This is a genomic window from Pseudocolwellia antarctica (assembly GCF_049933045.1).
Lineage (GTDB): Bacteria > Pseudomonadota > Gammaproteobacteria > Enterobacterales > Alteromonadaceae > Pseudocolwellia.
This window is the reverse complement of the sequence record NZ_CP187926.1, coordinates 2,426,326-2,452,271: the sequence shown is the minus strand read 5'-3', so window position 1 is coordinate 2,452,271 and position 25,946 is coordinate 2,426,326. Positions and strand designations below refer to the sequence as shown.

Below are 25,946 nucleotides of genomic sequence, written 5' to 3'. Positions count from 1 at the left end.
TCACTTATCTCTCTATCTGCACGTGTTACCGCAAATAAAACTCTTTATCTCATACTTTGCTATATATTAACGCCAAGGTTGCACATTCTTTTCACTAAATGGTTTAATTGATGTTATGGGAAATAAACAGTCAGAAAGTACGTTAGAGTTAGGTTCACAATCTTTCTCAAAACAAAGTCATCAATTTTGGACCTTACAAATAGCAGGTTGGTTAGGTTATAGCATCATCGTGTTTTTAGCGATTATCAGACCGCAACTTGATCACACTGATTTTGACTTTACTCGACAATTTCTCAATTTAGTATTAGAAACCCTAAGCGGCTTTTTACTGTCGTATTTTCAGTGGTTACTTATACGTAAAATCGTTCATCTCCCTCTTAATCAAACCTTATTTTATAGCTTTATATCTGCCTCAGCATTCGGGCTAATTTTCAATGTTATGAAATTGAGCTTCTATAAAGTGATTGTTTACCAGCAAGAGTGGAATGAAGCATGGAATATGTTGGAGTTTGGTGGCTGGTTATTGTTTTCGTTAACAACTATGTTTGTGTGGACGTCCATCTTCTTTATTATGTTGTACAACACCAAACTACAGAAAGAACATGAGATGTTACTTAGGGCTCAGACGCTAGCGAAAGAAGCTCAATTAGAAATGTTGCGTTATCAATTAAATCCTCATTTTATGTTTAATACGATGAATGCGATTTCTACTCTTATTTATAAAAATGAAAATGATAAAGCCAATGAAATGCTTGATAAGTTGTGTGACTTTTTTCGATATTCATTAGATAAAAACGATAAAAGTAAAACGACGTTAAAAAAAGAATTAGAGCTATTAGATTTATATTTATCTATTGAAAAAGTTAGATTTGGCGACCGCTTACATGTAGAGATAGACATAGACACTCATGCTTTGAGCTGTCGGGTGCCGAGCATGTTATTGCAGCCTCTTGTTGAAAACGCTATTAAATACGCGATTGAATTACGTAAAGAGGGCGGGTCTATCATTATTCAAGCGCAAAAGGTTCATGACAGACTCGTGTTAAAAGTTATTGATGATGGGCAAGGTTTGAATAAAAAATTAAACGAAGGTTTTGGTATAGGTATGTCAAATACAAAAGCTCGATTAGATGCTATGTTTAATGGAGATTTTGATGTAGATCTTGCCAATAGTGAAAATGGCGGAGCAACCGTGTTAATTTCCATTCCTTTTGAGAAGTAAGTTAGTCATGAATGAAGTACCTTTAACCGCCATAATTGTTGATGATGAACCTCTCGCGTTAGAAGGGCTTCGTCTTCGCCTCGAAAAAATCCCTCAAATAAAAGTAATTGCTGAAGCAAGTGATGGTGATCAAGCTATTCATTTGTGTAATACCTTAACACCCGACGTGCTCTTTCTAGATTTACGTTTACCTGGCCTTAACGGTATTGAAGTTGTACAAGCCTTACAGTCTGATACCTTGCCTATGATAGTTTTTGTAAGCGCTTATGGCGAATACGCTATTGATGCGTTTGAGTTGAATGCTATAGATTATGTATTAAAACCCGCTAATTTAGGGCGTTTACAAAAGACAGTTGAACGTATAATGCAACGCGTTAGAGTTAACAAGGCTGAAGATCAGACCGATAATAATTCAGTTAAAGAAAAGTTTAAGTTGCTTAAAGCTTTAGGCGAGAGTTCAGGTATTTCTGTTTCTGAACTTGAAGATTGGTTAGAGTCGGACAGCCCATTACCTTCTTTATTTGTGCAAGAATTAGTGATTAAAAATAATGATCATGAAAAAGTGTTTGTACCTGTTAAAGACATACAATGGATAGATGCTGCTGGCGATTACATGTGTATTCATGAAAACAATGAAACACATATTGTACGCATCACCATGAAAAAACTTGAAAGTCAGTTAGACCCTAAAATATTTACTCGCATTCATAAATCCACTTTGGTAAATGTTAGCTATATTAAGAGTATTAAACCTATGCGTAATAGTGAAAGTATTCTTGATTTGGGTAACGATGTTCAGCTAAAAGTAAGTCGCAACTACAGCTCGGCTATACAACAAATTGTAGAGTCTAAACGATACTAAGCGTTATAAACCTTTCATCTTGTTTTTGTCTCGTTTCATCGTTTCACCTCATTAAAAACTTTTATTACCGCACCGTTTGACCATGATGCCGCATTTGAATTGTTACTTAATATTTTTTGAATCAATATGCTTCACTGGTATCAATTCTATTAAAAAACATTACAGAGTCGATATCAAAATATTCGTGTACTTGAGTATGGCTGTAAAACAATTCTTATAAACAAGCCAGCATAAAAGAATAAAACAGAATGCTAAAAGTGCAAACGAAACCATAATGAAAACCGGGGACATTTATGAATAAAAATTTAAAAACAGCGCCATTATTGGCTGTTGTTTCATCGCTTACACTATTAGGTTGTGGCGGTGGAGCTGAAACTGAAACTAACACCGCTGCTGTAGACCCATCTCAACCCGTAAGTGATTGGAAATTAATATGGGAAGATGAATTCGATAGTTCAGTAATAAACACCAAAAATTGGACTCATGAAGTTAATTGTGACGGTGGCGGTAATAATGAGAAACAATGTTATACCGATAGTGCTGACAACTCATTTGTTAGTGACGGTAAGTTAAGTATTGTTGCACTTCCTGCCGACGATAATGCAGACCTTCCTTATACTTCAGCAAGACTTATCTCTCGTTACAAAGCCGACTTTAAATACGGTCGTTTTGAAATAAGTGCTAAATTACCCAGCGGACAAGGTAGCTGGCCTGCTTTTTGGATGCTACCAACCGATGAAGTTTATGGCGGCTGGCCTAAATCTGGCGAAATAGATATTTTAGAAACAGTAAATCTTAATACTGTAGATGCTGATGGAAATGTAGAAGCTAACATTCACGGTACATTACATTATGGTAAAGCATGGCCTGACAATTCTAGTTCAGGAACTTCTTATACACTTCCCGATAACATAAATCCTGCTGATGATTTTCATACTTATGCTGTTGAATGGCAAGAAGGTGAGATCCGTTGGTATGTGGATGATTACTTATATGCTACACAGCGTAAATCTGAAGTTAGAACTAACAGTAGAGATGAGGCTGTTGGCTTATCACACAGAGGTTGGTTTACTGAAAACTTCGATAATGTAAGTGGTGAGTTAACAACTTTCTGGGAAAATGCTCCATTCGATCAAGAATTCTTTTCTTATTTTAAACTTTGCTGTAGGTGGCGATTGGCCTGAAAATGTAAATAACTTAGGCATAGATGCCGAAGCTTTTGCAAATGGCCAGTCATTTGAGATTGATTATGTTCGTGTTTACGAATGTCAGCAAAACCCAGACACAGGTAAAGGTTGTGAAACTGTTCGTCCTGGTTACGACAGTTTAGAAGATGCACTAGTAGAAGGCGAAGCACCAATTCCTTCACCTCCATCTACGGGTATTGCGGAAAACTTAACTATTTTTTCTGGCGCGGTTAACCCTAACTGGCCTGCATGGGATTGTTGTGGTGGTTCAACTCCTACATTAATGACTGACGCTGAAAAAGGCGACGTAATGGAGTTTTATGTTGGTGCAGAACCAACGGTTAATGGTTTTATATCACGTGCTGAATTTATTGATGCAGAAGTTGGTACGCCTAGCCCATTTGATGCATCGCCACTTGTTGAAACAGGTACGTTAAGTTTTGACATGAAAGTTGTTTCAGCTCCAAATGATGCGAGCGCTGAATGGTTCGTTAAAATGGAAAGTTCAGAAGGTTCAACGGCTGCAGATTTCTTGTTAACAGAGAGTGTTGAAGGTGTTGCTCCTGTTGCAGGCGAATGGCAAACCTATACTTTTCCATTACAAGCTTTTGCTGACAAAGACTTAGATCTGAGTGCTATTGATGTTGTTATGGTATTCCCTGCATGGGGAGCTGGAGAAGGCGCTGTATACCAAATCACTAATTTAAACATTGCTGCTGACACGGTATCACCTGAGTTAGTTATTTTTGAAGAAAGTGCAAATCCAAGCTGGCCCCTTTGGGACTGTTGTGGCGGTTCTACACCAACAGTTGAGTTAGATGACGATGCTCATACTAATGTTTCAGAGTTTTCTATTGGTTCAGAACCAACAGTAATGGGCTTTATTTCAAGAGACCCTAATACAACTCAACCCGCTCCGTTTGATGCTACAGGTATTATCACTAATGGTGTTATCCAGTTTGAGATGAAAGTAGTTAACATGCCAAGCGATTCAAGCACTGATTGGATTTTTAAAGTAGAAACCGATAATGCAGCATCTGCTTTTGAAGTGTCTTTAACAACAAGTGTTGAAGCTACAGCTCCTGTTGAAGGCCAATGGCAAACTTATACTTTTAACCTATCTGATTTAGCAACGGCTGGTTTTGATTTAAGTGCTATTGACGTTCTTATGATTTTTCCTACTTGGGGCGAAGGTGAAGGCTCTGTTTACCGTGTTGATAACGTAAAGATTTACGATCCTACCGCTGAAAGTAATTCAGATGGTTTTGTTTTATTTGACGAGCAAGCTAAAGAGATGTGGAGTATTTGGGATTGTTGTGGTGGTTCAACACCAACACTTGAAAACGACGGTACTGAACATGGCATGACTGCTCAATTTGTTATTGGCGCTACACCTACTGTTATGGGGCTTTTAGCTGACGATGATGTTTATTTAGATGCCTCTCATTTATTAGCGACTGGTGTTGTTAAATTTGATATGAAAGTGATTACTGCACCAACTGATCCTGCGTCTACATGGTTTTTCAAAATAGAGTCAGGTGATAATGAGACTTTTGCTGAACTGCCAATGACAGATAGTCAAGAAGGTGTTGCACCGGTAACGGGTGAATGGCAAACCTATACTTTTTCTCTACAAACTTTATTTGATGCTGGTTTAGATATTAGCCAGATAGATGTTGTGATGTTTTTCCCCCTATGGGCAACAGGCGAGGGTGCTGAGTACCGAATCGATAACGTACTTATTAGTAATCCTTAGTCCAAGCCATAATTAAAAATCGAGCGGTTTTTACTGCTCATTTCTAAACAAATTTTTAAAAAGTAGGTTCACATGAAAAACATTAAATTTAAACAAAAACATATAGCAACATGTATCTCATTAATTTTAGCTTCAGGTTTAAGCCATAGTGTATTCGCGGAAGAAGCACCATTAACTGAGCCAAAAGCTGAAATAGAAGTTATTGAAGTTAAAGGTATACGCGGTAGTTTAGTACGTTCAATGAATATTAAACGCGATATGTCGGGTGTTGTAGATGCTATTTCTGCAGAAGAGATGGGTAAATTCCCTGATACTAACTTAGCAGAATCATTACAACGTATTACAGGCATAACAATTAGCCGTAGTAATGGTGAAGGTAGTCAAATTACTGCTCGTGGTTTTGGTCCTGAGTTTAATTTGGTTACTTTAAATGGTCGTCAAATGGCTGGTACTGGCTTTACACGTTCATTTAACTTTGAAAACCTATCATCTGAAGGCGTTAGCGAACTACAAACGATTAAAACAGCTCGTGCAGATATCCCAACAGGTGGGTTAGGTGCAACCGTAAACATTGTTACGGCCAAACCATTACAAAACCCAGGTCAGAAATTTACTTTTATGGCGAAGGGTAATCATGATAGTTCGGTAGAAGCAGGTGACGATATAACGCCTGAATTCGCAGGTATGTATAGTAATACGTTTGATGATGATCGTTTTGGTGTTTCAGCTAATTTCTCTTATCATCGCAGAGACTTTCAACGACAAGCCGCTAATGTACGTTCATGGTCTAGAACTCACGGTATAAATCTAGAACCTGAAAACTTTATTGATAATAGACCTGTAGATGCCGATGGCAACGTTGCTAAACAATATTATGATGCTGAAAATGATCAATTCATTGCAGCTTCATTTTTTCCTCAAGAAATAAGCTATTCACAAGATGATGTGCAACGTGAGCGAACTAATGCTCAAGTTACCTTCCAATATGCTGCAACAGATGATTTAGTTTTTACACTTGATCATACAATCTCAAATGCCGTAACAGGTAATAATTCTCTTTCTTGGGGTGTTTGGAATGGTTCATTTGGTGGTAATGCTAATTCGTACGAGTTAGATGAAAATGGTACGGCTATTTATTACAACTCATCTGGTGATGATGGATCATTTACCGCATTTCGTGAAACCACTGAAGTTGATTCAAAAGCCACGGGTTTTAATGTTGAATGGTTTGCAACAGATGATTTAAGTTTTACGTTAGATCTGCATAATTCAAAATCTGAGACAGATAATGGTAAAGATGATGGTTTAGGTGCTAACGCCCGAATTATTTTAGGTTCGGCAGATTTATCAAGTAAAGAGTATTTCTATAGAGAAGGTGATGTACCAGGCTTTAATGTTAACTGGAATAATGGCTCACAAGAAATTACTCCTAATGAAATCGGTTCTAACTTCAGTATTTTTAGCAGAACACCTGCTGAGTCTGAAGTAACTCAAGTTCAATTGAACGGAAATTTATTAGTAGATACAGATTTCGGTCTAGAATCTATTAAATTCGGTACCGCGTACACAAAACAAACACTTAAAGGTTCAGGTGGTTCAAATAATGCTAATGCACCAGGCTTTAGTAATGGTACTTTTGCGGAAATATTCCCTGATAGTATGTTTGAACGAGTTGATTTAAATGGCTTTTTAGACGAATTCTCTTTCGGTTTTGCTGGTGTTTCACCTAATTATGCTTATACCTATGACCTTGATGAAGCTTTTGCAAGACAAGCTGCATTTTTAACTGCAGATGTTGTTGGTAGCGATGTTTATCAAATAGGTACTTTTGGTACGGATGTTTTTCCACAAAATGAGGTAGAAGAAGAAACTTTCAGCTTATTTGTTGCTACCGATTGGGTGTTTGAGATTAGTGGTTACGATGTACAAGTTAACCTTGGTTTTCGTTATGAAAAAACTGACGCAGTTAGCCCAGCTCAAAGTCGATTAGCTGAACAGGTTTATTGGGCTGGTGGTTCTGAGTGGATCACTCAATTTGCAAGTGGTGGAGAATTTGAGGAAGTAGAATTTGAAGGAGATTACGAATTATTTCTTCCAATGTTAGATATTAAAGTCGATCTTAGTGACGATTTAGTAGCAAGAGCATCATTTGGTCAAACCATAACACGACCTTCATTAGGCGATATGTTAGGTAATCTTAGTTTAACTCCTTCACCAAAAGTTGGTTCAAGAAGTGGAACTAGTGGGAACACAGACCTAAAGCCATTTAAATCAACCAATGTCGATTTATCTTTAGAGTATTATTACGATGAAGCAAGCTACGCTTCTGTAGGTTTATTTTATAAAAATGTAGATGATTGGATCACTGGTTCTTCAGTAACTACAACCTTTGAAGGTTTATATGACGTTTATTTAGGCCAACGCTGGAATAATGCAGTAGATGTTATTGAGGGTAGAGGTGAGCAAGCTACTGATACCGCTATATATGATGAAATTGTCGCTAATGGTGTTGGTATTGGAGAGAATAATCGAGTATTGCCTGACCCCGCAACAGATCCTTTAATTCAATGGAATATCAGTTCTCCTCAAAATGTTGAAGCACGTAAAGTGTATGGTATTGAGTTGGCTGTTCAGCATTTATTTGGTGAAACTGGTTTTGGTATTGGTATAAATGGCACCATTGTTGACGGTGATATTGATGTTGATAATTACTATATTGGCCGCCAAGAAGTACTTGAAGGGGTGAGTGACTCTGCCAATTTACAAGTTTTCTATGAGAAAGACGGTTTGTCTGTGAAAGTTACGGGGGCATGGCGTGGTGAATACTTAGTGGGATTAGGTCTTCCTGATACTGGAAGTGATTCAGCTCCGGTATATGCTGAAGAATTTTTACAGTGGGATCTAAGTGTTAACTACGAAGTAAGTGACAATGTGACGGTGTTTTTTGATGGTGTTAACTTAACTAACGAAACTGAACGTTCATTTAGCCGTTTTGATAGCCAATTTGTTAGTGCAGCTCAATACGGAACTCGTTATAGCTTAGGTGCTCGTTATAGTTTTTAACTAAGTCTAAATGGAGCCTTGTTGAATTTTATAGCAAGGCTTTTATTTTAAGCATAATCCAACATCAATATCTGTTGGGTTAGGTTATTTAACTTAATTTATATAGGAATATATTTATGGCTAGTTCTGCCGTTATTATCGATACACAGAATAGTTCAGAAAACTCATCAAGCAATCCTCCACAAAATAATATGTTTGCTTTAGTCTCGCTTACTTCATTATTTTTTATGTGGGGTTTTATCACCTGTCTTAACGACATTTTGATCCCTTATTTAAAAGGCATGTTTGATCTTAGCTATACCCAAGCTATGTTGATTCAATTTTGTTTTTTTGGCGCGTATTTTATTGTTTCTCTTCCTGCTGGCGCTTTGGTTAGCCGTTTAGGTTATAAAAAGGGCATAGTCGCTGGATTATCTATTGCTAGCCTTGGCTGTTTACTTTTTTATCCCGCCGCTGAAATTGGCATTTATGCTGTTTTCTTACTGGCATTATTTGTTTTAGCTACAGGTATTACTATTTTACAAGTTTCTGCGAATCCATATGTAAGCGCTTTAGGTCCAAGTAAAACTGCATCTTCACGACTTACCTTAACGCAAGCTTTTAACTCTTTTGGTACAACCGTTGCTCCATTTTTTGGTGCTTGGTTGATCTTCAGTGGCGTTGAATCGACTGAAGCAGTTGATGCAAGCTCAGTACAAATTCCTTATATCGCCATCGCATTAACCTTAATGGTTCTGGCTATTATATTTGCTTTTCTCAAGCTTCCTAATTTAGGCCAAAATAAAGAAGCAAAAATATCGCCAAGTAAAGCATGGCAGTACAAGCATTTACGCTTAGGTGCTTTAGGTATTTTTGTTTATGTGGGTGGTGAAGTTGCTATTGGTAGTTTTTTAATTAACTTCTTAGCAGAGCCTACTATTGCGGGTATAACTGAAGCTGAAGCGGCTAAATATATTTCTTATTATTGGGGGGGAGCTATGGTTGGGCGTTTTATTGGCGCAGGTGTTATGCAATTTGTATCGGCGAATAAAGTGTTATTTATTAATGCTGTTTGTGCCGCTATTTTAGTGTTTGTTGCTATTGTGACTGATGGCTCTACTGCTATGTTAGCCATTCTTGCTGTAGGTTTTTTCAACTCTATTATGTTCCCTACCATTTTTACATTAGCGATTAATCAACTAGGTAATGCGGCAAGCCATGGCGCTGGTGTTTTATGTTTAGCTATTGTTGGTGGCGCTATTTTACCTTTAGTACAAGGCGCTTTAGCAGATACATTGGGTATTCAACTGTCGTTTATTTTACCTATTTTTTGTTATGCCTATATTGGTTATTACGCATTAGTTGGTTCTAAGCCTGAATCTATTTCAAATCAAATTAAAGAGGGTGGCAAACATGAAGCTATCTAAAATCACACTATTATCTAGTTCACTTGTTTTATTAGCTACAGGTTGTTCGATTGAATTATCTGACAGTATAAATTCAAACGAAGCAAAAGCTTGGGCACCAATAAAATCTGAAGTAAAAATAGATGCTGTTATTGAAGCGAAAGTAACTAAACTATTAAACTCTATGACGTTAGAGCAAAAAGTTGCGCAAATGATCCAACCTGAAATACGCGATATAACTCCAGAAGATATGCGTAAATATGGCTTTGGTTCATATTTAAATGGTGGTGGAGCTTTTCCTAAAAATAATAAACATTCAACACCTCAAGATTGGATAGAGCTTGCTGAAACAATGTATCAAGCCTCTGTTGATGATTCAGTTGATGGTAATGCAATCCCTACAATGTGGGGTACTGATGCGGTTCATGGTCATAACAATGTCATTGGAGCTACATTATTTCCACATAATATTGGTTTAGGTGCAGCAAATAATGCTGAATTGATGACTAAAATAGCTCAAATAACCGCAACCGAAGTTATGGTAACGGGTATTGATTGGGTATTTGCACCAACCGTTGCAACGGTAAGAAATGATCGTTGGGGTAGAACTTATGAAGGTTATTCTGAAGATCCTGAAATAGTAAAACTTTATGCAAGTGCTGTTGTTAAAGGTTTACAAGGTAGTGCAGGTGATGATTTTTTAGGTGACGATCGTGTTATCAGTACGGTTAAACATTTTGTCGGCGATGGCGGTACTAAAGATGGTGATGATCAAGGTGATAACCAAACTTCAGAACAAGACTTATACAAACTACATGCTCAAGGTTATGTCAGTGGTTTAGCAGCTGGAGCTCAGTCTGTTATGGCATCATTTAACAGTTGGAATGGTGAAAAAATTCATGGCAGCCATTATCTATTAACAGAAGTGTTGAAAGAAAAAATGGGGTTTGATGGCTTTGTTGTAGGTGATTGGAATGGTCACGGACAAGTTAAAGGTTGTAGCAATGAAAGCTGTCCACAAGCTGTAAATGCAGGGCTAGACATATTTATGGTACCAACAGATGCTTGGAAGCCTTTATATGAAAATACCATCAAACAAGTTAAAAACAATACCATTTCTATTGCACGTATTGATGACGCAGTTAAGCGTATATTACGTGTAAAGTTCAGAGCAGGATTGTTTGATAAACCAAGCCCAGCTAAGCGTATGTTCTCTGGTAAAACAGCTTTAATTGGCAGTGATGAACATCGCAAAGTTGCTAGACAAGCTGTTCAAGAGTCTTTAGTACTTTTAAAAAACAAAGCTAATTTATTACCTATATCACCTAAGTTAAACATTTTAGTTGCTGGAGATGGAGCAGATAATATTGGTAAACAGTCGGGTGGTTGGTCAATCACTTGGCAAGGTACTGGAAATACTAACAAAGACTTCCCAGGTGGTACATCGATCTACTCTGGTATTGAACAACAAGTAACAAAAGCGGGCGGAAGTGCGATATTAAGTATTGATGGTAGCTTTGAAGAAAAACCTGATGTTGCTGTTGTGGTATTTGGTGAAGAACCTTATGCCGAAGGACAGGGCGATATAGAGCATTTATACTTTGAAAGTAACAACAAAAAATCGTTAGCTTTATTAAAGCAATTTAAGCAGCAAGGGATTCCTGTTGTTTCAATCTTTATTACTGGTCGTCCTATGTGGGTAAATGCTGAAATTAATGCTTCAGATGCTTTTGTTGCGGCATGGTTACCTGGCTCAGAAGGGCAAGGTATTGCTGATGTTATTTTAGCTGATGAAAATAATGACATTCAGCATAACTTTATGGGTAAGCTTTCATTTTCATGGCCTAAAGATGCAATGCAGACGGAGGTTAATCGATTTGATGAAAACTATGATCCTTTGTTCCCTTACGGATTTGGTTTAACTTATGGTGATAAAGACACGTTAACAGATATCTTAGATGAAACAATAAATATACCTGCTGGTAGTGTTAAAACTGACGATAAGGTTATTGAGATATTTAAAAATTCAATTAAACAACCGTGGTCACTTTGGTTGTATTCTGGAGATAAAGACATTGCCGTTTATGCTAATGCTCATCAACTAGCTGAATTAAACTACCGTACTGTAGATAAACTTGTTCAGGAAGATGCGTTTAGAATAAGCTTAACGGGTAATGAAAAATCAGCTAAAAGTCAGTCTGCTGGCGTGATGATAAAACATGTGGCTGAAACAACTTTTAACTTTGCTGAAAATGTATCAGAAAACTCTCGTTTGCAATTTAGCGTTAGTTTAGCAAACAGAGTGTCGGGAGATGTTTATTTATCAACTTATTGTTCGGCTGATAAAGAATGTGGCGCTAGCGTTAACATTGGCTCTTATTTAAATAAATTGCCATTGAGTGATTGGCAAACCTTCTCAATAGATTTAAGTTGTTTTAGTCATGCTGGAATGGACTTTTCTAAAACGGCTATACCCTTTGAGCTTTCTTCAAAAGGAAATGTAGAATTGAGTATTGCTGATATTGTGATCACTGATAACATTGATGTTAGCCCAACGGTTAGCTGTGGAGCTATGTAGTTTAGATAGTTTAGATCGCTTATTTTGACTTAATAGCTAATATAGTATTTGGCTTAAGTTTATTGCAGTTAGGGTTATAGAAAAACTATAACCCTAACAATAACTGTTATGTGTTTAATGTTATTAGCTTTTATGCAGGACGTACTTTAGAAAAAGGTGCGGTTATACCTGAATATTCACCACCACCAAGCCTAGCGAGTGGATTTACCTTATCAGCATGTACTTTTATTCTATTTTTTGCATCTACATCCATCACACTATCACTGATATAAATTTGTTTAACTTCAACTAATATTAATGTTAGCGGGCTGTCTTTAATTTCTTTTATTTCATATAACTCACAGCCGTAAGCAATATCGCATTGCTCTAATCTAGGTAATGGAAACCCATCAAAAGGCACTGTTTTTAGATGGAGATCTGTATTGTTCGACTCGTCTGTTAATTCAAGCTCAGATTGACCATGGGGTAAGGTTGCTGCTGTTTGAGTAACTAAGCCAGCTTGTTGCTCAGATGCGATATGAATCACCATTTTCTTGTTTTTTACAACATTAGTCAGTGTATCTTTAGATTCACCCGTTGGCTTTTTACCAACAGATAACATCAATAAAGCTGGCGTACTTGATACCGCGGTAAAGTAAGAGAAAGGGGCTAAATTTAACTGATTTTGTTCTACGCTTTGAGTCGCTTCATTTACAACAATATTAGTACCTGAAAAGGTTAAAGCCCATGCAATTGGTCGAGGAATAAGCGTTTGTGTCATTAAATGATAACGTTGATTTTCTGAGTAATCTGAAAAATTTAAAATCATAATATGGGTAACTTGTCGCAGAAAAAGTAAATTTATAAACACGCAGTGTAATTGAATTTTAATGGTTTTTAAATTATTAGCCTTGAGCAAAATTAAACTAGATACAAAATCTTTACATTTTAAAAATCCTTGACTAGCTTTAGAGTAAGAAATAATAAGCTTATTTGTTCAATTTAATATGTTTTTAAGCTTTTTAAAATATTGTTTTTTGTTTTATAAATCCAAAAAAAAGTGTAAATAAAATGTTAATTTTACTAGAGGTTTAGCACTGATATGAATTCCATATCTCAATTAAAAGAAGAAATTAAGTCGTTACAGCATGAACTTCAGACGTTGCGACAGCTTAATAATACTAAGTCTGTAGATCATTTTAGAAACGGCGAATATGCAGTTTGTACTCATTATGAAATTAATAACGGTACTTGGGATTGGGATTTAAAAACAAACAGTGTTTATTACTCTACTAATTGGAAAAAGATTTTAGGCTATGAATCCCATGAGCTTGAGCCTAACCTTAATGTTTGGGCTGAGCTTGTTCACCCTGATGATAAAGAACTTATTTTAACTAAAGTTCAAAATTATCTTTATGGTAATGAAAAAATTTTTGAACATGAAATGCGTATGCGTCATAAAAAAGGTCACTATCTGTATATCATTACCCGAGTGGTACAAGTTACAAGAGATGCTGAAGATAATCCTATACGATTAATTGGTAATCATGTTGATATAAGCCAACAACGTAAAGCTGAGTTGTTTGAGCGACGTTACAACAATGTATTAAAAATGATTGCTCAAGGTGAGCCAGCAGTCGATGTTTATAATGAAATTATTCATATTTATGAAGGACGACATCCTGATATTCGATGTTGTATGTTAGAGCTAGAAGGAAATGTTATTAAACATGGGAGTGCACCTAGTTTACCTGCCGAATACAGCGAAGCAATAGATGGTTTAATTAACGGACCTAATGTAGGTTCTTGCGGGACATCAAGCTATACAGGAAACAGAGTTGTTGTAGAAGATATTGCAACAGATACTAAATGGTCAACCATGAAACACCTTGTGTTGCCATATGGTGTGCGAAGCTGTTGGTCTGAACCAGTAATTTGTTCGACAGGAGATGTTTTAGGTACCTTTGCTATGTATAAAGACTATCCTGGTTTACCTAATGGTGAGGAATTGTTTGATCTTAGTGCTGCTGCCCGATTAACAAGTATTGTGATGGAGCGGGATAAAAATCAAAAACGTATTAAATTTTTAGCCTACACAGATGAATTAACTGGTTTATCAAACAGAGCTCATCTGTTTGCTAGCATCAAAGAACTTATTAAAGCGTCAGAAAAAGAGTATAAACCTTTCAGCTTATTGTACATCGATTTAGATAATTTCAAGAATGTAAATGACAGTTTGGGTCATGACATTGGGGATTACTTATTACAACAAATCGCGCAACGATTAATAAGCTTGGGTGATAAAGTAAATTCCGTTTCTAGAATTGGTGGTGATGAATTTTGCGTAACATTATCCGATAAAGATAACATCACATTAATAGCGCAAGAAGTGATAGAAATAGTATCAAAAACCATTAAGCTTTCAGGGCGTAATTTTAATCCTACTTGTAGTGTTGGTATTGCAAGATATCCGGATGATGGTACTAGCCTAGAGAGTTTACTAAAAGCGTCTGATATCGCACTTTATTCTGCTAAGAAAACAGGAAAAAATTGTTTCGCTTTCTATAAAATTGAATTAAGTATTATAGCCGAATATCATTTTAGAGCTGAACAATATTTACGTGAAGCGATTGAGAAAAAACAACTCAGGCTTGTTTATCAACCTCAAGTTAATATTGATACGGGTATGATAGTTGGCGTAGAAGCGCTTTCTCGATGGACTCATACCGAACTTGGTGTTGTTTCACCTGTTGAGTTTATAGAAATGGCTGAGCGCATAGGCATGATCAAGCAACTTACAGAGTGGGTTTTGTATGAAGCGTGCCATCAAGGGGGAAAGTGGCATAAAGCTGGTTTCACCGATTTAAGAGTAACCGTTAATATTTCTCCTACACATTTAGCTGATGCTGATTTTATTCCATTAATTAAACGTGTCATAGAGTCTACAGGTATGAAGTCACAATGTTTAGAGTTAGAGATAACCGAAAGTGTTGTGCAAACTAACCATGAAGATTTTTCTATTTTTAAATCTTTAAAAGAATTGGGCGTTTTATTAGCGATTGATGATTTTGGTTCTGGTTACTCGTCTTTTGCGTCTTTAAAATATTTAAAAGTTGATTATATTAAAATAGATAAATATTTTATTAATGACATGTTCCTCGATCATAAAACTGAACTTCTTATTGGTTCTATGATTGAAATGGGTCACCACCTTGGCTATAAAGTTATTGCGGAAGGTGTAGAAACGTTCGAGCAGTTTAATGCGCTTAAATTGTTAAGTTGCGATATTATTCAAGGCTTTTTATTTAGTAAACCAATACCCCCTGAAGATATCTCAGTACTGCTAAATGATGGTAGTTTATTAAAGGATAGTTCTTAATTATTGAGCGAGTTAAGTTATTAGGCTTGTTTAAGCCTATTTATAACCTTTGGATGTTTAAATACTTTCAATTAACCTGGTTAAAGAATCTGAAATTTTTGATAGAACAGGTCTTCTTATTATCACTATGGCAATATACTGCTATACTCCGCGCCTGTAATTATTTGAGTAGAGGTATGCATGTCATTTTCAACCTTAGGTTTATCTGAACCCATTCTAAAAGCGGTAGCAGAGCTTGGCTATACGCAACCAACTAATATCCAAAAACGTGCTATTCCTGTTATTTTATCTAAAAAAGATTTAATTGCAGCTGCTCAAACGGGGACAGGTAAAACCGCAAGTTTTGTATTGCCTATATTAGAAAGATTAAATACCGGATATACCCTCAGAGGTAAGCGTATTAAAGCTCTTATACTTACACCTACACGAGAATTAGCGGTTCAGGTTGAAGCGAGTATTGCTCAATATAGCAAGCATTTAGAGCTCTCTTCTATGGCTATGTACGGCGGTATTGATGCTGAACCTCAAAAACAGCGTTTGATTTGGGGTGTTGATATTATTGTTGCAACACCAGGGCGCTTACTTGATATGTCTCATCAGCGAGCTTTGCATTTTGATGAACTGGAAGTCTTAGTGTTAGACGAAGCCGATAGAATGTTAGATATGGGCTTTAGAGAAGACATCAATAAAATTATTGAGCGATTACCTAATGAACGTCAAAATTTATTATTTTCAGCCACCTTGTCAGATGATATTCGTTCATTAGCCAAACGAGCTATTGGTTCAAATGCTGTTGAAATTTCGATTAAGCAAGATGCAACAACTAAACCTAAAATTGAGCAATGGTTAGTAACTGTTGATAAAACCAATAAATCAGCACTTCTAAGTCATTTGATTAAAGAAAATGAATGGCAGCAAGCACTTATTTTTATTGAAACCAAACACGGTGCAGCTAAGTTAGTCAGCCAATTAGAAAAGCGCGATATCAAAGCAGAATGTATTCACAGCGGGAAAACCCAAGAAATTAGAGAAAGAATTTTAGCCGACTTTAAATCAGGAAAAATTAAATTTTTAGTTGCTACGGCAGTAGCTGCTCGTGGTATAGATATTGATGACTTAGACAGAGTGATTAATTACGACTTACCTGATAGACCTGACGATTACATACACAGAATTGGCAGAACGGGAAGAGCAGGGGCAAGTGGTGAAGCTATATCTTTTGTCGCTAAAGATAACTTTAGAAACCTTTGTGCAATTGAAAGTAAGCTTGGACATATTATTGAGCGTAAAGAATTTGAAGAGTTTCCGGTGAAGAAGGTTGTACCTGTATCAATCTTAAACTTTGTGCCTAAAAATAAACAATAAGGTTTTTCTTTACGAGTGGAATAAGGCGGTAGTTGTTAATTACTTTAATCAAGTTAACTAACAGGTAAATATTCTTACCGCCTTATTTAGAGCCCATACTTCGACTACCTTGTCTGTCGATTAAATCGACCATTATTTATCGTTTGAACCATAGTGTTTACCTGTTTTATTAATCAGCTAAAGATACAGACTCATCGTAACTTGTTTGATCAAGCTTACTATTCATTACTTCTAAGTTAATTTTACTGATTTTGTTGCTATCAATAGAGTTAGCTACTGCTAAATCACTCATTGCACCCACAACATCATTTTTTAAATAACGAGCTACTGCACGGTTGCTATAACTGATAGATTTTAAGTAGTTTGCTCTTTTGCTGCTTGTTTCTAACGTTTTAGCACTTTCAATAGCTGATGAACATGCTGCTTCAGACTCAACAGTGTTACTTGTTTTTAAGTAAGCTACACATAATGCAGTGTTCTTTTCAAAATCGTTGTACTCAGTTGCGCTTGAAGTATTAGACAAGCTAGCAATAATCTCTTGGTATTCACCTTTACTAATTTCAGAAGACATTGCTGTATTCTTGATAACTGCAACTTTCAATTTAGAATCGCTTGCCATAACAGAAGTAGATGCCATAACGAGTGAAGAGCTGATTAATGATGTTAATAATATAGTTTTAAGTTTCATAATATTTATCCAATAAGTGTTTAATTTGTGCCATCACCGTGATGACGATGCTAATGTAATAAAATTACACACCCGTAACAAACGAACAAAATAAACCTGATGGATTAGTTTTTTTAACCTATAGTTATTTGTATTTAATATCAATGATTTATGTTTATTTTTCGTTAAAATTATAAATGTGTATATATTATAGGTGATGGTGGTTTTTTATTAATTTAACGTTAATTTGTTGTAAAATTACAAAAGTGTGAAATTATCCATAAATATTAACTTATTGCATAACCTGAGTTCAGCTTAAGATATTAGTTAATGTATTAACATATAATGAGCTACTTGCCAGTTAAGGACAGGGCTTGTTAGATTTTCTTATTTCAGGAAAATTACGGGTCAATAATAGCTATACAATAACTTGTTTGCCTAACCCTAGTTCAATAGGTATAACGGCTTTCTCAAGCCTTTTAGATTGCTATAAAGCTGTTTATCCATCACTTAACCATATACTGAGCCATCACAAGCATAGTAAGCAAAGCTAAACACATTTGATCTAAGAAGAATAACAACAGTAAAGCCAAAAGCAGATATCACTTGTTACGATAATTATTTTGAGATCTTATTGGAATAGACCAGGGTCTGGTGACCTTTCGAGGTTACTTTTACAGTAGTTTGTTTGAGATATAGATTTGCATATATTCTGCAGAGGAAGTGTTCTGATATTAATTTTAAGATGTTTACTTAAACATAAGTAATAATATTCTTTATTAGTGGAATAAGGCGGTAGTTGTTAATGACTTTAATCAAGTTAACTAACAGGTAAATATTATTACCGCCTTATATAGAGCCCATACTTCGACTACCTTGTCTGTCGATTAAATCGACCATTATTTATCGTTTGAACCATAGTGTTTACCCGTTAAATTAATCAGCTAAAGATACAGACTCATCGTAACCTGTTTGATCAAGCTTACTGTTCATTACTGCTAAGTTCGCTTTACTGATTTTGTTACTATCAATTGAATTAGCTACTGCTAAATCACTCATTGCACCAACAACATCATTTTTTAAATAGCGAGCTACTGCACGGTTGCTATAACTAATAGATTTTAAATAACTTGTTCTACTGTTATTTTTTTCTAATGTTTTTGCACTTTCAATGGCTGATGAACATGCTGCTTCAGACTCAACTGTGTTGCTGGTTTTTAAATAAGCTACACATAATGCAGTATTCTTTTCAAAGTCATTATATTTTCCTTCGCTTGAACTACTTGAAAGGTTAGCAATTATATTACTGTATTCACCTTCAGCAATTTCAGAAGGTGTAGCTGTATCCTTAATAATTGCAACTTTTAACTGAGACTCACTTGCCATTACAGCCGTTGGTGCTATAACTAATATTGAGCTAATAATTGATGTTAATAATAAAGGTTTAAGTTTCATGATTGTTCTCCAAAAATTTAGTTTGTATCACCCTATGATGACAATGCTAATGTAATTAATTTGAGGGAGGCGAACAAACGATTAAATTAAACCTTATAAATGAATTTTAATCATCTATGGGGATTTTGTGTTTGCCCAGTAAAAATGGGTAGAGCATTTGCACTAAACAGGTGTAGAGCAATTACACTAAAGAGCCTTAAAGAAAACTCTAATGATATAAGGTGCTTATAACTAAAATGACGTCTTTTTGGCGTTTTAATAAAATTTAATTTTATACTTATATCAGCTCTAAAGTTGACCTATAATGATAAATAAGGTTAAAAAAAGTATTTTAAAGTTGGGGAGATTTTAAAATCACAGCCTAAATTAAAAATAAATTTATATTGTTTTATTTTTTTAATTAAGCTGGGTTTGTAGTAAAAGTAGATTTTTTGTAATTTTTATATCAAATTTTGTATTTAAATTACTAAAATCAATTTTTCTATAAACAAATAAAGTGGGTATTTCAGGATATTCATCTAAATGGTACGGATTAAACATAACTATGTAACATTTTTGAAGTCGGGGAGATTTCAAATCAAAAACTGTTACCTTATATAGTTTAAAAATTAAAACTAGAACAAACCAAACTAAAAAGTCCTATCTCGTTGGTAGGACATTTTCACTTCTCTTATCTTATTGCTTATCTAGTATCGCAATACTTCAATATCTCAATATCTAACTAAAGACATAATCAAATACCTAATTGAATATTTCAGCATCAAAGTAATTATCAACTCTCATCTCTCATCTTTAAATCATGTTCTCTTCAATTAACAGATAACTGTAAATCGAGTATTAACTTATTGACTACCAATTTTTATGTCGTGTTTTAATAGGTTCTTGGCTAGTCGTTATTAGTTAGTCGGTCTTGATTAATAGAAAGGTTTAATCATTACTCGTTCAGTAAGTTTTAACTATATAAGTGCTATTTTGATGAATAATGAGTTCCGTGCTGTATACAGAGGTGAGTGAGAACTGAATATATAGGATAAGTGATTAACCAGGCTATTAGCTAAGTTATCAGTCAAGGGGTTGAACGGTTAGCTATATATAAGCTAAATTTTTACTTTAAGTGATCAACGCTAATTAATTCAGATGTTTTAAGGTTAGTTTGGCTTTCATTTGATGAAAAAAAGGGGTATCCAAAAGGACACCCATAAAAAATGGTACAAATTAAACATAACTATATAACATAATTAGGAAATCGGGGAGATTTCAAATCAAGGTCAGTGTACGTCTCTCTATTCGTTACGACAAACGGGAAAATATCATCTGATGGATGAATGGATTTAATCTGTGCCTGTGTTCTCAATGCTGACTTATTGATCTTGATAAACTGAGTATTGATAAGCTTGCTCTTGATAAGAGTATTTATGCATAGAGAGTAGCTGTTGGAATATTACTATTCAGAAAGTTATTGGCAACATACTTATTGCTAAGGTAGTTATTAGGATAGTTTTTAAGAACTGTTAGATCAGTTTGTAGCTAGGTGGTCGCTAGATTGTTCATCAACTAACTATCATAGTTTCTGTTTACCTTTCTTTAGGCGAAAAAAATGGGTATCCAAAAGGACACCCATAAAAAATAGTACAAATTAAACATAACTATATAACATAATTAGGAAATCGGGGAGATTTCAAATCAAGGTCAGTGTACGTCTCTCTATTCATTCCGACAAACGGGAAAATATCATCTGATGGATGGGTAATCCCCCCATTTTTAATGGAGTTCAAAAGTAGACGTTTTTCTCTGTGTTAGTTTGCGTTTTTGAATTGGTGTTATACCACCAATTCCCATGTTAGGTCGCTCATGGTTATAAGTCCATAACCATTGTGTGGCCCTGTTCTGTAATTCTTCAATATCACGATAAATATAATGGCTTAGCCAATCATATCTCACCGTTCGATTAAAACGTTCAATGTAAGCATTTTGCTGTGGGTTGCCTGGCTGAATGAAACATAATTCAATATCGTGTTTTGATGCCCAAGCTGCAAGTTTATGACTAATATATTCGGGTCCGTTATCAGAACGTATACGTTTAGGTTTACCACGCCATTCGATGATCCTATCAAGTGATTGGATCACACGCTCTGCGGGCAATGATATATCAGCATCTATTGCCAAACCTTCCCGGTTAAAGTCATCAATCACATTAAACAAGCGACAACTCCTTCCATCTGATAATTGGTCATGCATGAAGTCCATCGACCAACATTCATTCATCGCTTCGGGCACTGCTAATGGCTCAGGAACTTCACGTTTCAGCCGTTTATGAGGCTTTATTCGCATATTCAGTTCGAGTTCACGATAGATACGATAAACGCGCTTATGATTCCAGTGATAGCCTTTTACGTTTCTCAAATATAAAAAGCATAAGCCAAACCCCCAGTTTCGTTGATTCTGCACTAAACCTAACAGCAAGTCGGCGATAAGCTCATTATCGTCATTAAGTTTAGGCTGATAACGATAACAGGTTTCGCTGATTAAGAATGCACGGCATGCTTGGCTAATACTGACGTCATGGCTTTGAATTGCTACTTTAGCCATCGCTTTGCGCTCAGAAGCCTTTACCACTTTTTTGCCATGGCCTCCGTAATGATTTCAGCCTTTAAACGCTCTTCGGCATACATCTTTTTTAAGCGCCGATTTTCATCTTCTAGCTCTTTCATTCTTGCCATAAGTGAGGCATCCATGCCGCCATACTTAGAGCGCCATTTATAAAACGATGAGTTACTCATGCCGTGTTCACGACATAGTTCGGGAATAGGTACGCCATTTTCGGCTTGCTTTAAAATGGCTAAAATTTGACTGTCACTAAAATGTGCTTTTTTCATGAATGATCTCCTGCGGTTAAGCATACGAGAAAATTCTACTTTGACTTCGATTATTTTTCGGGGGGATTACCGATGAATGGATTTAATCTGTGTCTGGGTTTTTAATACTGACTTATTGAACTTGATAAGAGCATTCCTGCATACAGAGTCGCTGTTGGAATATTATTATTCAGAAAATCGGTGCTCAGAAGGTGGTTGTCCAGAAAGTCGTTGTTCAAAAAGTTACTGGCAACATACTTATTGCTAAGGTAGTTATTAGGATAGTTTTTAATAATTGTTAGATCAGTTTGTAGCTAAGTGGTCGCTAGATTGTTCATCAACTCACTATCATAGTTTCTGTTTACCTTTCTTTAGGCAAAAAAATGGGTATCCAAAAGGACACCCATAAAAAATAGTACAAATTAAACATAACTATATAACATAATTAGGAAATCGGGGAGATTTCAAATCAAGCTCAGTGTACGTTTCTCTATTCGTTACGACAAACGGGAAAATATCATCTGATGGGTGAATGAATTTAATCTATGGCTAGTCAGTGTTGTTTATTTAGTTGCTGTAAACTTAGATAAAAAAGTGCGTATCAGAAGGGATTTTATATTTGAGCTGACTCTCAATTTACCTTTTTATAGGCGAAAAAAAATGGGTATCCAAAAGGACACCCATAAAAAATAGTACAAATTAAACATAACTATATAACATAATTAGGAAATCGGGGAGATTTCAAATCAAGGTTAGTGTACGTTTCTCTATTTGTTACGACAAACGGGAAAACATCATCCGATAGATGAGTAAAATTAATCCGTAATGTTTTTCTCTTGTTAGTTATTTATCAACAGCACATGTACCTTGTGATTGGTCGTTCATTCATTTATTTCAAACTCAATTCTTTTCTTTAAATATCAATATGGAAATTGATTAATTTACATTCGTAAGCCAGACTTAAATAAAAAGTATCTTAGGATCTATGATTGTGATGAAGTTGAAGAAAGTTGTATTCATTTTAATTACTCTTATTGTTATTTTGTTAGTTGCTGCATTATTCATTAGTAATAAATATGATGTTGAGCGTTCTATCGTTATTAATAAACCTAAAGCAGAGGTTTTTGATTATTTAAGATACATCAAAAATTATGAAAAATTTGTGAAATGGAAAGATATACATAGTGGTAGAAGAAATGTGTATAAAGGTATAGATGGTGAAATTGGTTATATATTTTTTTGGACAAATGTTAATGGAGTAAAAACTACAGGTGAGCAAGAGATTATGAATATAGATGAAGGTCATCGTCTTGATTTCGAATTACGATTTTTAGAACCGTTCGAAGCCATAATACCAAGTTCAATGATAACTGAAACAATCGATGCGAATAACACCAAAGTGATATGGCTTACTAATGGAGAGCTATCTTACCCATTGAATATTGTATTGATGTTTTATTATTACGGGGAAAAAATTGGTGATGATTTATCTATAGGATTAAATAATTTAAAAGTAATTTTAGAGGATAGTAATGAGTAATCTATCTTTGTCACTCCCACTAAAAGGTGAATTCTTACCTTTAAATTATTTAGTATTATTCGTAATATATGCCTGTTCTGCATAAAAGCATTCTACATAAAGGTGATCACAAACCATTGAAAACTAGTTGGCTGGGTAAATTACAATCAGCACTTATATTGTTTGTACTTATTTTTAACAGTACTTTCTCTGTGGTCGTCGCAGCTTATAATACCGACCAAGCGCAAAGTTATGCTACAAAAGATGCTGTATTAATTTGTTCTGGTACTTCTTTTAAATGGATGTCTAAATCCGCTTTCATTGATCAAGGGATTATTCTATATGTTGATGAACCTAAAGATATACCCTCTGAATATCATCAAATAAAATGTTCATATTCTTACTTAATCGATCACCATACCTACGAATTATCAAGTCTGCTAGATGTACAAATAAGTGAAATAAAATACCGAGCGTTAGTTTTAACTATCGCGCAACGTCCTTACACTTCTTTTGCCTATTCAACCGCTCTGTCTAGAGCACCTCCTTACATTTCTTAATTTATTTAACCTGACTCAGATTGCATATTTATAGGTTATTACATCGAGGGTAATAGCTTTTGTTATTAAATTAAAAAGTGAAAAATCATGAAATATCGCCGACTGTATTTGGAGACCTCTATATGAAATTTAATGAGGTTGAGTTAATCGTTAACTATTCAATTAACTTATTATTTGTAGATAAGTTTTGCGTTGATGAAGGAGTATCAAATGACTAAAAACAATGTGCTTAATCAATGTGCTTAATCAATGGCTTTGGAAGTGGCATGTCATCGCAGGCTTATTAACTTTGCCCTTTATGTTGATACTCGCTTTAACGGGAACTGTTTATTTATTTAAAGACAATTTCAATAATCTAGTTTATCAAGATACTAAGTTTATTGAACAAACAACAAGTAGCAATAAACTGCCACTTTCCACACAACTAGTAGCAGCACAACAATCTACACAAGCTAATATTGTAGGCGTAATATTACCTACGTTAGCAGGTGAAGCTACTGTATTTAACTAGCGAAGCGTAAATCTCGGGGGCTTGCCCCCGTGCTGGATAGTGTATACTGGGGGGACCCCAGTAAATGCTATTCTTCATATGGAACTTCAAAGAAATACACATCATGTCTTTAGATTAATGTACCACTTTGTGTGGATACCAAAGTATCGACACAAAGTCTTCATTGAACCTTATCGTTCAACAATGAAAGCAATTATTCAAAAAGTAGGATATGACTACGATATTGATATCGTAGAGTTAGAAATTCCGAGTGACCATATTCATATGGTTATTAGAGGGATCCCTAAACAGTCGCCAAGCTATGTTATGCAAATAATTAAAAGTATAACTGCTCGTGAGTTTTTTAGAATTTATCCTGAAATTAAAAAGCAGTATTTCTGGGGCGGTAAATTATGGACACAAAGCTTTTTTGTTGAAACGATTGGTAACGCAACAGAAGAAGTTATCAGGAAATATGTTCAAGAACAGTTAATCGAATTAGATGGTAAAGAAATTAATAGCGATCAACTGAACTTGTTTTGAAACTCGGTCGCTTGCGGCCGAGAATTTTATAGTCGCAACTAAAGGCTGGATGAATAATGATTTATATGTTGATCCTTATATAGCCAAAGTAAAAGGTGTTATTGAACAAGATCAAACATTAATGCATTCAGTTAGCACATTACATGGCGAACTTTTACTTGGTAAAGCAGGTACTACAGTTGTTGAATTGGTCGCAAGCTGGTTTGTTGTTTTAATCTTAACAGGCTTATATGTTTGGTGGCCTAAAAAAGGTGCAGGTTTAGGTGGATTTATTACAATACGTTTTTCACGAGGTAAACGTATATTATTTCGAGATTTACATTCTGTAACGGGCTTTTGGTTATCTATATTCATGTTTATTATTTTAGCTGGAGGAATGCCATGGACAGACATATCTGGAAGCCAATTCCAACGGTTACAACAACAAACTAATACAGGGTATCCACAGCACTGGACGAACAGTAAAGGTTTAAGCTCTACCAGTCTGAGTAGTTCAAATAAAAGTAATGTAAAAGCCTTATCGCCTTTATCATTAGATGCCGCGGCTAATATTGCTCAGTCGTACAAATTAGAAGGAGCTATTTCAATTAAGTTTCCTACATCTGCTGAAGGTGTTTATAGCGTTAGTAATCGAGCGTTATTATTACGTGATCAGCAAGTGCTTCATCTTGACCAATACTCAGGTCGTTTGATTAAGTCACTACAATGGAGTGAAGTAGGCATTATGATGGATATGCGGCAAGTTCTTATGCGTTTGCATCAAGGTGAATATGGCTTAGTTAATTGGAGTGTTTTATTAGCCGTTGCTTTGTTTTTTATTATGAGTACGGTTGCTGGCACAGTTTCTTATTTTATGAGAAAACCCAAAGGACAATGGGGTATACCTAAAGTACCTGAACGTTTTAGCGTCGATAAAGTGCTTGTTGTTTTCATTCTTTTGCTTGGTATCGTATTTCCATTATTTGGTGCGAGTTTACTACTTATATGGGGATGGGAAAGAGTAAGCTCTTTTAAAGCAAAGCGTCAGCTTAACCTTGGCAATTAGCATTTTAAATTGTTAATTGCCTATAATAGAGTTGAA

Annotated in this window: 16 protein-coding genes and 1 pseudogene; 13 read left to right on the top strand and 4 right to left on the bottom strand. The window is 35.4% G+C overall.

From position 1 onward, the window contains the following. The first annotated feature begins 115 nt into the window (after nt 1-115). From ACPUVN_RS10595 to ACPUVN_RS10570, 6 genes and pseudogenes are all read left to right on the top strand, one after another. The gene (locus ACPUVN_RS10595) at nt 116-1,222 is read left to right on the top strand and encodes a sensor histidine kinase (protein ID WP_426369062.1); all 1,107 of its coding nucleotides are present in this window, start codon (nt 116-118) and stop codon (nt 1,220-1,222) included. A gap of 7 nt (nt 1,223-1,229) precedes the next feature. Beyond that, nucleotides 1,230-2,084 (top strand): LytR/AlgR family response regulator transcription factor, encoded by an 855-nt coding sequence (locus tag ACPUVN_RS10590; RefSeq protein WP_426369061.1) that lies wholly within the window; start codon nt 1,230-1,232, stop codon nt 2,082-2,084. Between the two features lie 293 nt (nt 2,085-2,377). Continuing rightward, nucleotides 2,378-5,027 (top strand): annotated as a pseudogene (locus ACPUVN_RS10585) (family 16 glycosylhydrolase). 72 nt (nt 5,028-5,099) lie between these two features. After that, the gene (locus tag ACPUVN_RS10580; RefSeq protein WP_426369060.1) at nt 5,100-8,090 is read left to right on the top strand and encodes a TonB-dependent receptor; all 2,991 of its coding nucleotides are present in this window, start codon (nt 5,100-5,102) and stop codon (nt 8,088-8,090) included. Nucleotides 8,091-8,206: 116 nt separating this feature from the next. Next, a complete protein-coding gene (locus ACPUVN_RS10575) occupies nt 8,207-9,496 on the top strand; it encodes a sugar MFS transporter (RefSeq protein ID WP_426369059.1) in 1,290 nt (429 codons plus the stop codon). Continuing rightward, nucleotides 9,483-12,053, top strand: coding sequence for a glycoside hydrolase family 3 protein (locus tag ACPUVN_RS10570; protein ID WP_426369058.1), 2,571 nt, complete (start codon nt 9,483-9,485; stop codon nt 12,051-12,053). Before ACPUVN_RS10575 ends, ACPUVN_RS10570 begins: the two co-directional genes overlap by 14 nt. A 130-nt stretch (nt 12,054-12,183) precedes the next feature. Here ACPUVN_RS10570 and ACPUVN_RS10565 read toward each other — a convergent pair whose 3' ends face one another. Continuing rightward, a complete protein-coding gene (locus tag ACPUVN_RS10565) occupies nt 12,184-12,861 on the bottom strand; it encodes a flavin reductase family protein (protein ID WP_426369057.1) in 678 nt (225 codons plus the stop codon). A 273-nt stretch (nt 12,862-13,134) separates the two neighbouring features. Between ACPUVN_RS10565 and ACPUVN_RS10560 the strand changes: the two genes are divergently transcribed. Continuing rightward, on the top strand, nt 13,135-15,411 hold the full coding sequence (locus tag ACPUVN_RS10560; RefSeq protein ID WP_426369056.1) for a bifunctional diguanylate cyclase/phosphodiesterase: 2,277 nt from the start codon (nt 13,135-13,137) through the stop codon (nt 15,409-15,411). Between the two features lie 180 nt (nt 15,412-15,591). Further along, nucleotides 15,592-16,776 carry a DEAD/DEAH box helicase gene (locus ACPUVN_RS10555; RefSeq protein WP_426369055.1) on the top strand — a complete coding sequence of 395 codons (1,185 nt, stop codon included), beginning with the start codon at nt 15,592-15,594 and terminating at the stop codon, nt 16,774-16,776. Between the two features lie 169 nt (nt 16,777-16,945). Here the strand turns inward: ACPUVN_RS10555 and ACPUVN_RS10550 are convergent, their stop codons facing one another. The 3 genes from ACPUVN_RS10550 to ACPUVN_RS10540 form a co-directional block, all read right to left on the bottom strand. Then, nucleotides 16,946-17,464: a hypothetical protein gene (locus tag ACPUVN_RS10550; protein ID WP_426360353.1), complete on the bottom strand. Its 519-nt coding sequence runs from the start codon at nt 17,462-17,464 to the stop codon at nt 16,946-16,948. A gap of 915 nt (nt 17,465-18,379) precedes the next feature. Further along, nucleotides 18,380-18,898 (bottom strand): hypothetical protein, encoded by a 519-nt coding sequence (locus ACPUVN_RS10545; RefSeq protein WP_426360354.1) that lies wholly within the window; start codon nt 18,896-18,898, stop codon nt 18,380-18,382. Between the two features lie 1,761 nt (nt 18,899-20,659). After that, nucleotides 20,660-21,774, bottom strand: a protein-coding gene (locus ACPUVN_RS10540; protein ID WP_426358342.1) for an IS3 family transposase whose coding sequence is annotated in 2 segments (ribosomal slippage) — nt 20,660-21,522 and nt 21,522-21,774 — 1,116 coding nt in all. Because the reading frame shifts where the segments join, the coding sequence is not laid out codon by codon here. A 973-nt stretch (nt 21,775-22,747) separates the two neighbouring features. Between ACPUVN_RS10540 and ACPUVN_RS10535 the strand changes: the two genes are divergently transcribed. From ACPUVN_RS10535 to ACPUVN_RS10515, 5 genes are all read left to right on the top strand, one after another. Beyond that, nucleotides 22,748-23,293, top strand: coding sequence for an SRPBCC family protein (locus tag ACPUVN_RS10535; protein WP_426369054.1), 546 nt, complete (start codon nt 22,748-22,750; stop codon nt 23,291-23,293). A 116-nt stretch (nt 23,294-23,409) separates the two neighbouring features. Beyond that, nucleotides 23,410-23,832, top strand: coding sequence for a hypothetical protein (locus ACPUVN_RS10530; protein ID WP_426369053.1), 423 nt, complete (start codon nt 23,410-23,412; stop codon nt 23,830-23,832). Between the two features lie 223 nt (nt 23,833-24,055). After that, nucleotides 24,056-24,343, top strand: a complete 288-nt coding sequence (locus ACPUVN_RS10525) for a PepSY domain-containing protein (protein ID WP_426369052.1) — start codon at nt 24,056-24,058, stop codon at nt 24,341-24,343. Between the two features lie 78 nt (nt 24,344-24,421). Beyond that, on the top strand, nt 24,422-24,865 hold the full coding sequence (gene tnpA / locus ACPUVN_RS10520; protein ID WP_426369051.1) for an IS200/IS605 family transposase: 444 nt from the start codon (nt 24,422-24,424) through the stop codon (nt 24,863-24,865). Nucleotides 24,866-24,914: 49 nt separating this feature from the next. After that, entirely contained in the window at nt 24,915-25,910 is a 996-nt protein-coding gene (locus ACPUVN_RS10515; RefSeq protein WP_426369050.1) for a PepSY-associated TM helix domain-containing protein, read from the top strand. The last annotated feature ends 36 nt before the right edge of the window (nt 25,911-25,946 follow it).

Coding starts and splice junctions, on each gene's coding strand:
- ACPUVN_RS10535 (WP_426369054.1), top strand. CDS start 22,748: ATGAAGTTGAAGAAAGTTGTATTCATTTTAATTACTCTTATTGTTATT.
- ACPUVN_RS10560 (WP_426369056.1), top strand. CDS start 13,135: ATGAATTCCATATCTCAATTAAAAGAAGAAATTAAGTCGTTACAGCAT.
- ACPUVN_RS10590 (WP_426369061.1), top strand. CDS start 1,230: ATGAATGAAGTACCTTTAACCGCCATAATTGTTGATGATGAACCTCTC.
- ACPUVN_RS10515 (WP_426369050.1), top strand. CDS start 24,915: ATGAATAATGATTTATATGTTGATCCTTATATAGCCAAAGTAAAAGGT.
- ACPUVN_RS10595 (WP_426369062.1), top strand. CDS start 116: ATGGGAAATAAACAGTCAGAAAGTACGTTAGAGTTAGGTTCACAATCT.
- ACPUVN_RS10565 (WP_426369057.1), bottom strand. CDS start 12,861: ATGATTTTAAATTTTTCAGATTACTCAGAAAATCAACGTTATCATTTA.
- ACPUVN_RS10550 (WP_426360353.1), bottom strand. CDS start 17,464: ATGAAACTTAAAACTATATTATTAACATCATTAATCAGCTCTTCACTC.
- ACPUVN_RS10575 (WP_426369059.1), top strand. CDS start 8,207: ATGGCTAGTTCTGCCGTTATTATCGATACACAGAATAGTTCAGAAAAC.
- ACPUVN_RS10580 (WP_426369060.1), top strand. CDS start 5,100: ATGAAAAACATTAAATTTAAACAAAAACATATAGCAACATGTATCTCA.
- ACPUVN_RS10570 (WP_426369058.1), top strand. CDS start 9,483: ATGAAGCTATCTAAAATCACACTATTATCTAGTTCACTTGTTTTATTA.
- ACPUVN_RS10555 (WP_426369055.1), top strand. CDS start 15,592: ATGTCATTTTCAACCTTAGGTTTATCTGAACCCATTCTAAAAGCGGTA.
- tnpA (WP_426369051.1), top strand. CDS start 24,422: ATGGAACTTCAAAGAAATACACATCATGTCTTTAGATTAATGTACCAC.
- ACPUVN_RS10525 (WP_426369052.1), top strand. CDS start 24,056: ATGTGCTTAATCAATGTGCTTAATCAATGGCTTTGGAAGTGGCATGTC.
- ACPUVN_RS10545 (WP_426360354.1), bottom strand. CDS start 18,898: ATGAAACTTAAACCTTTATTATTAACATCAATTATTAGCTCAATATTA.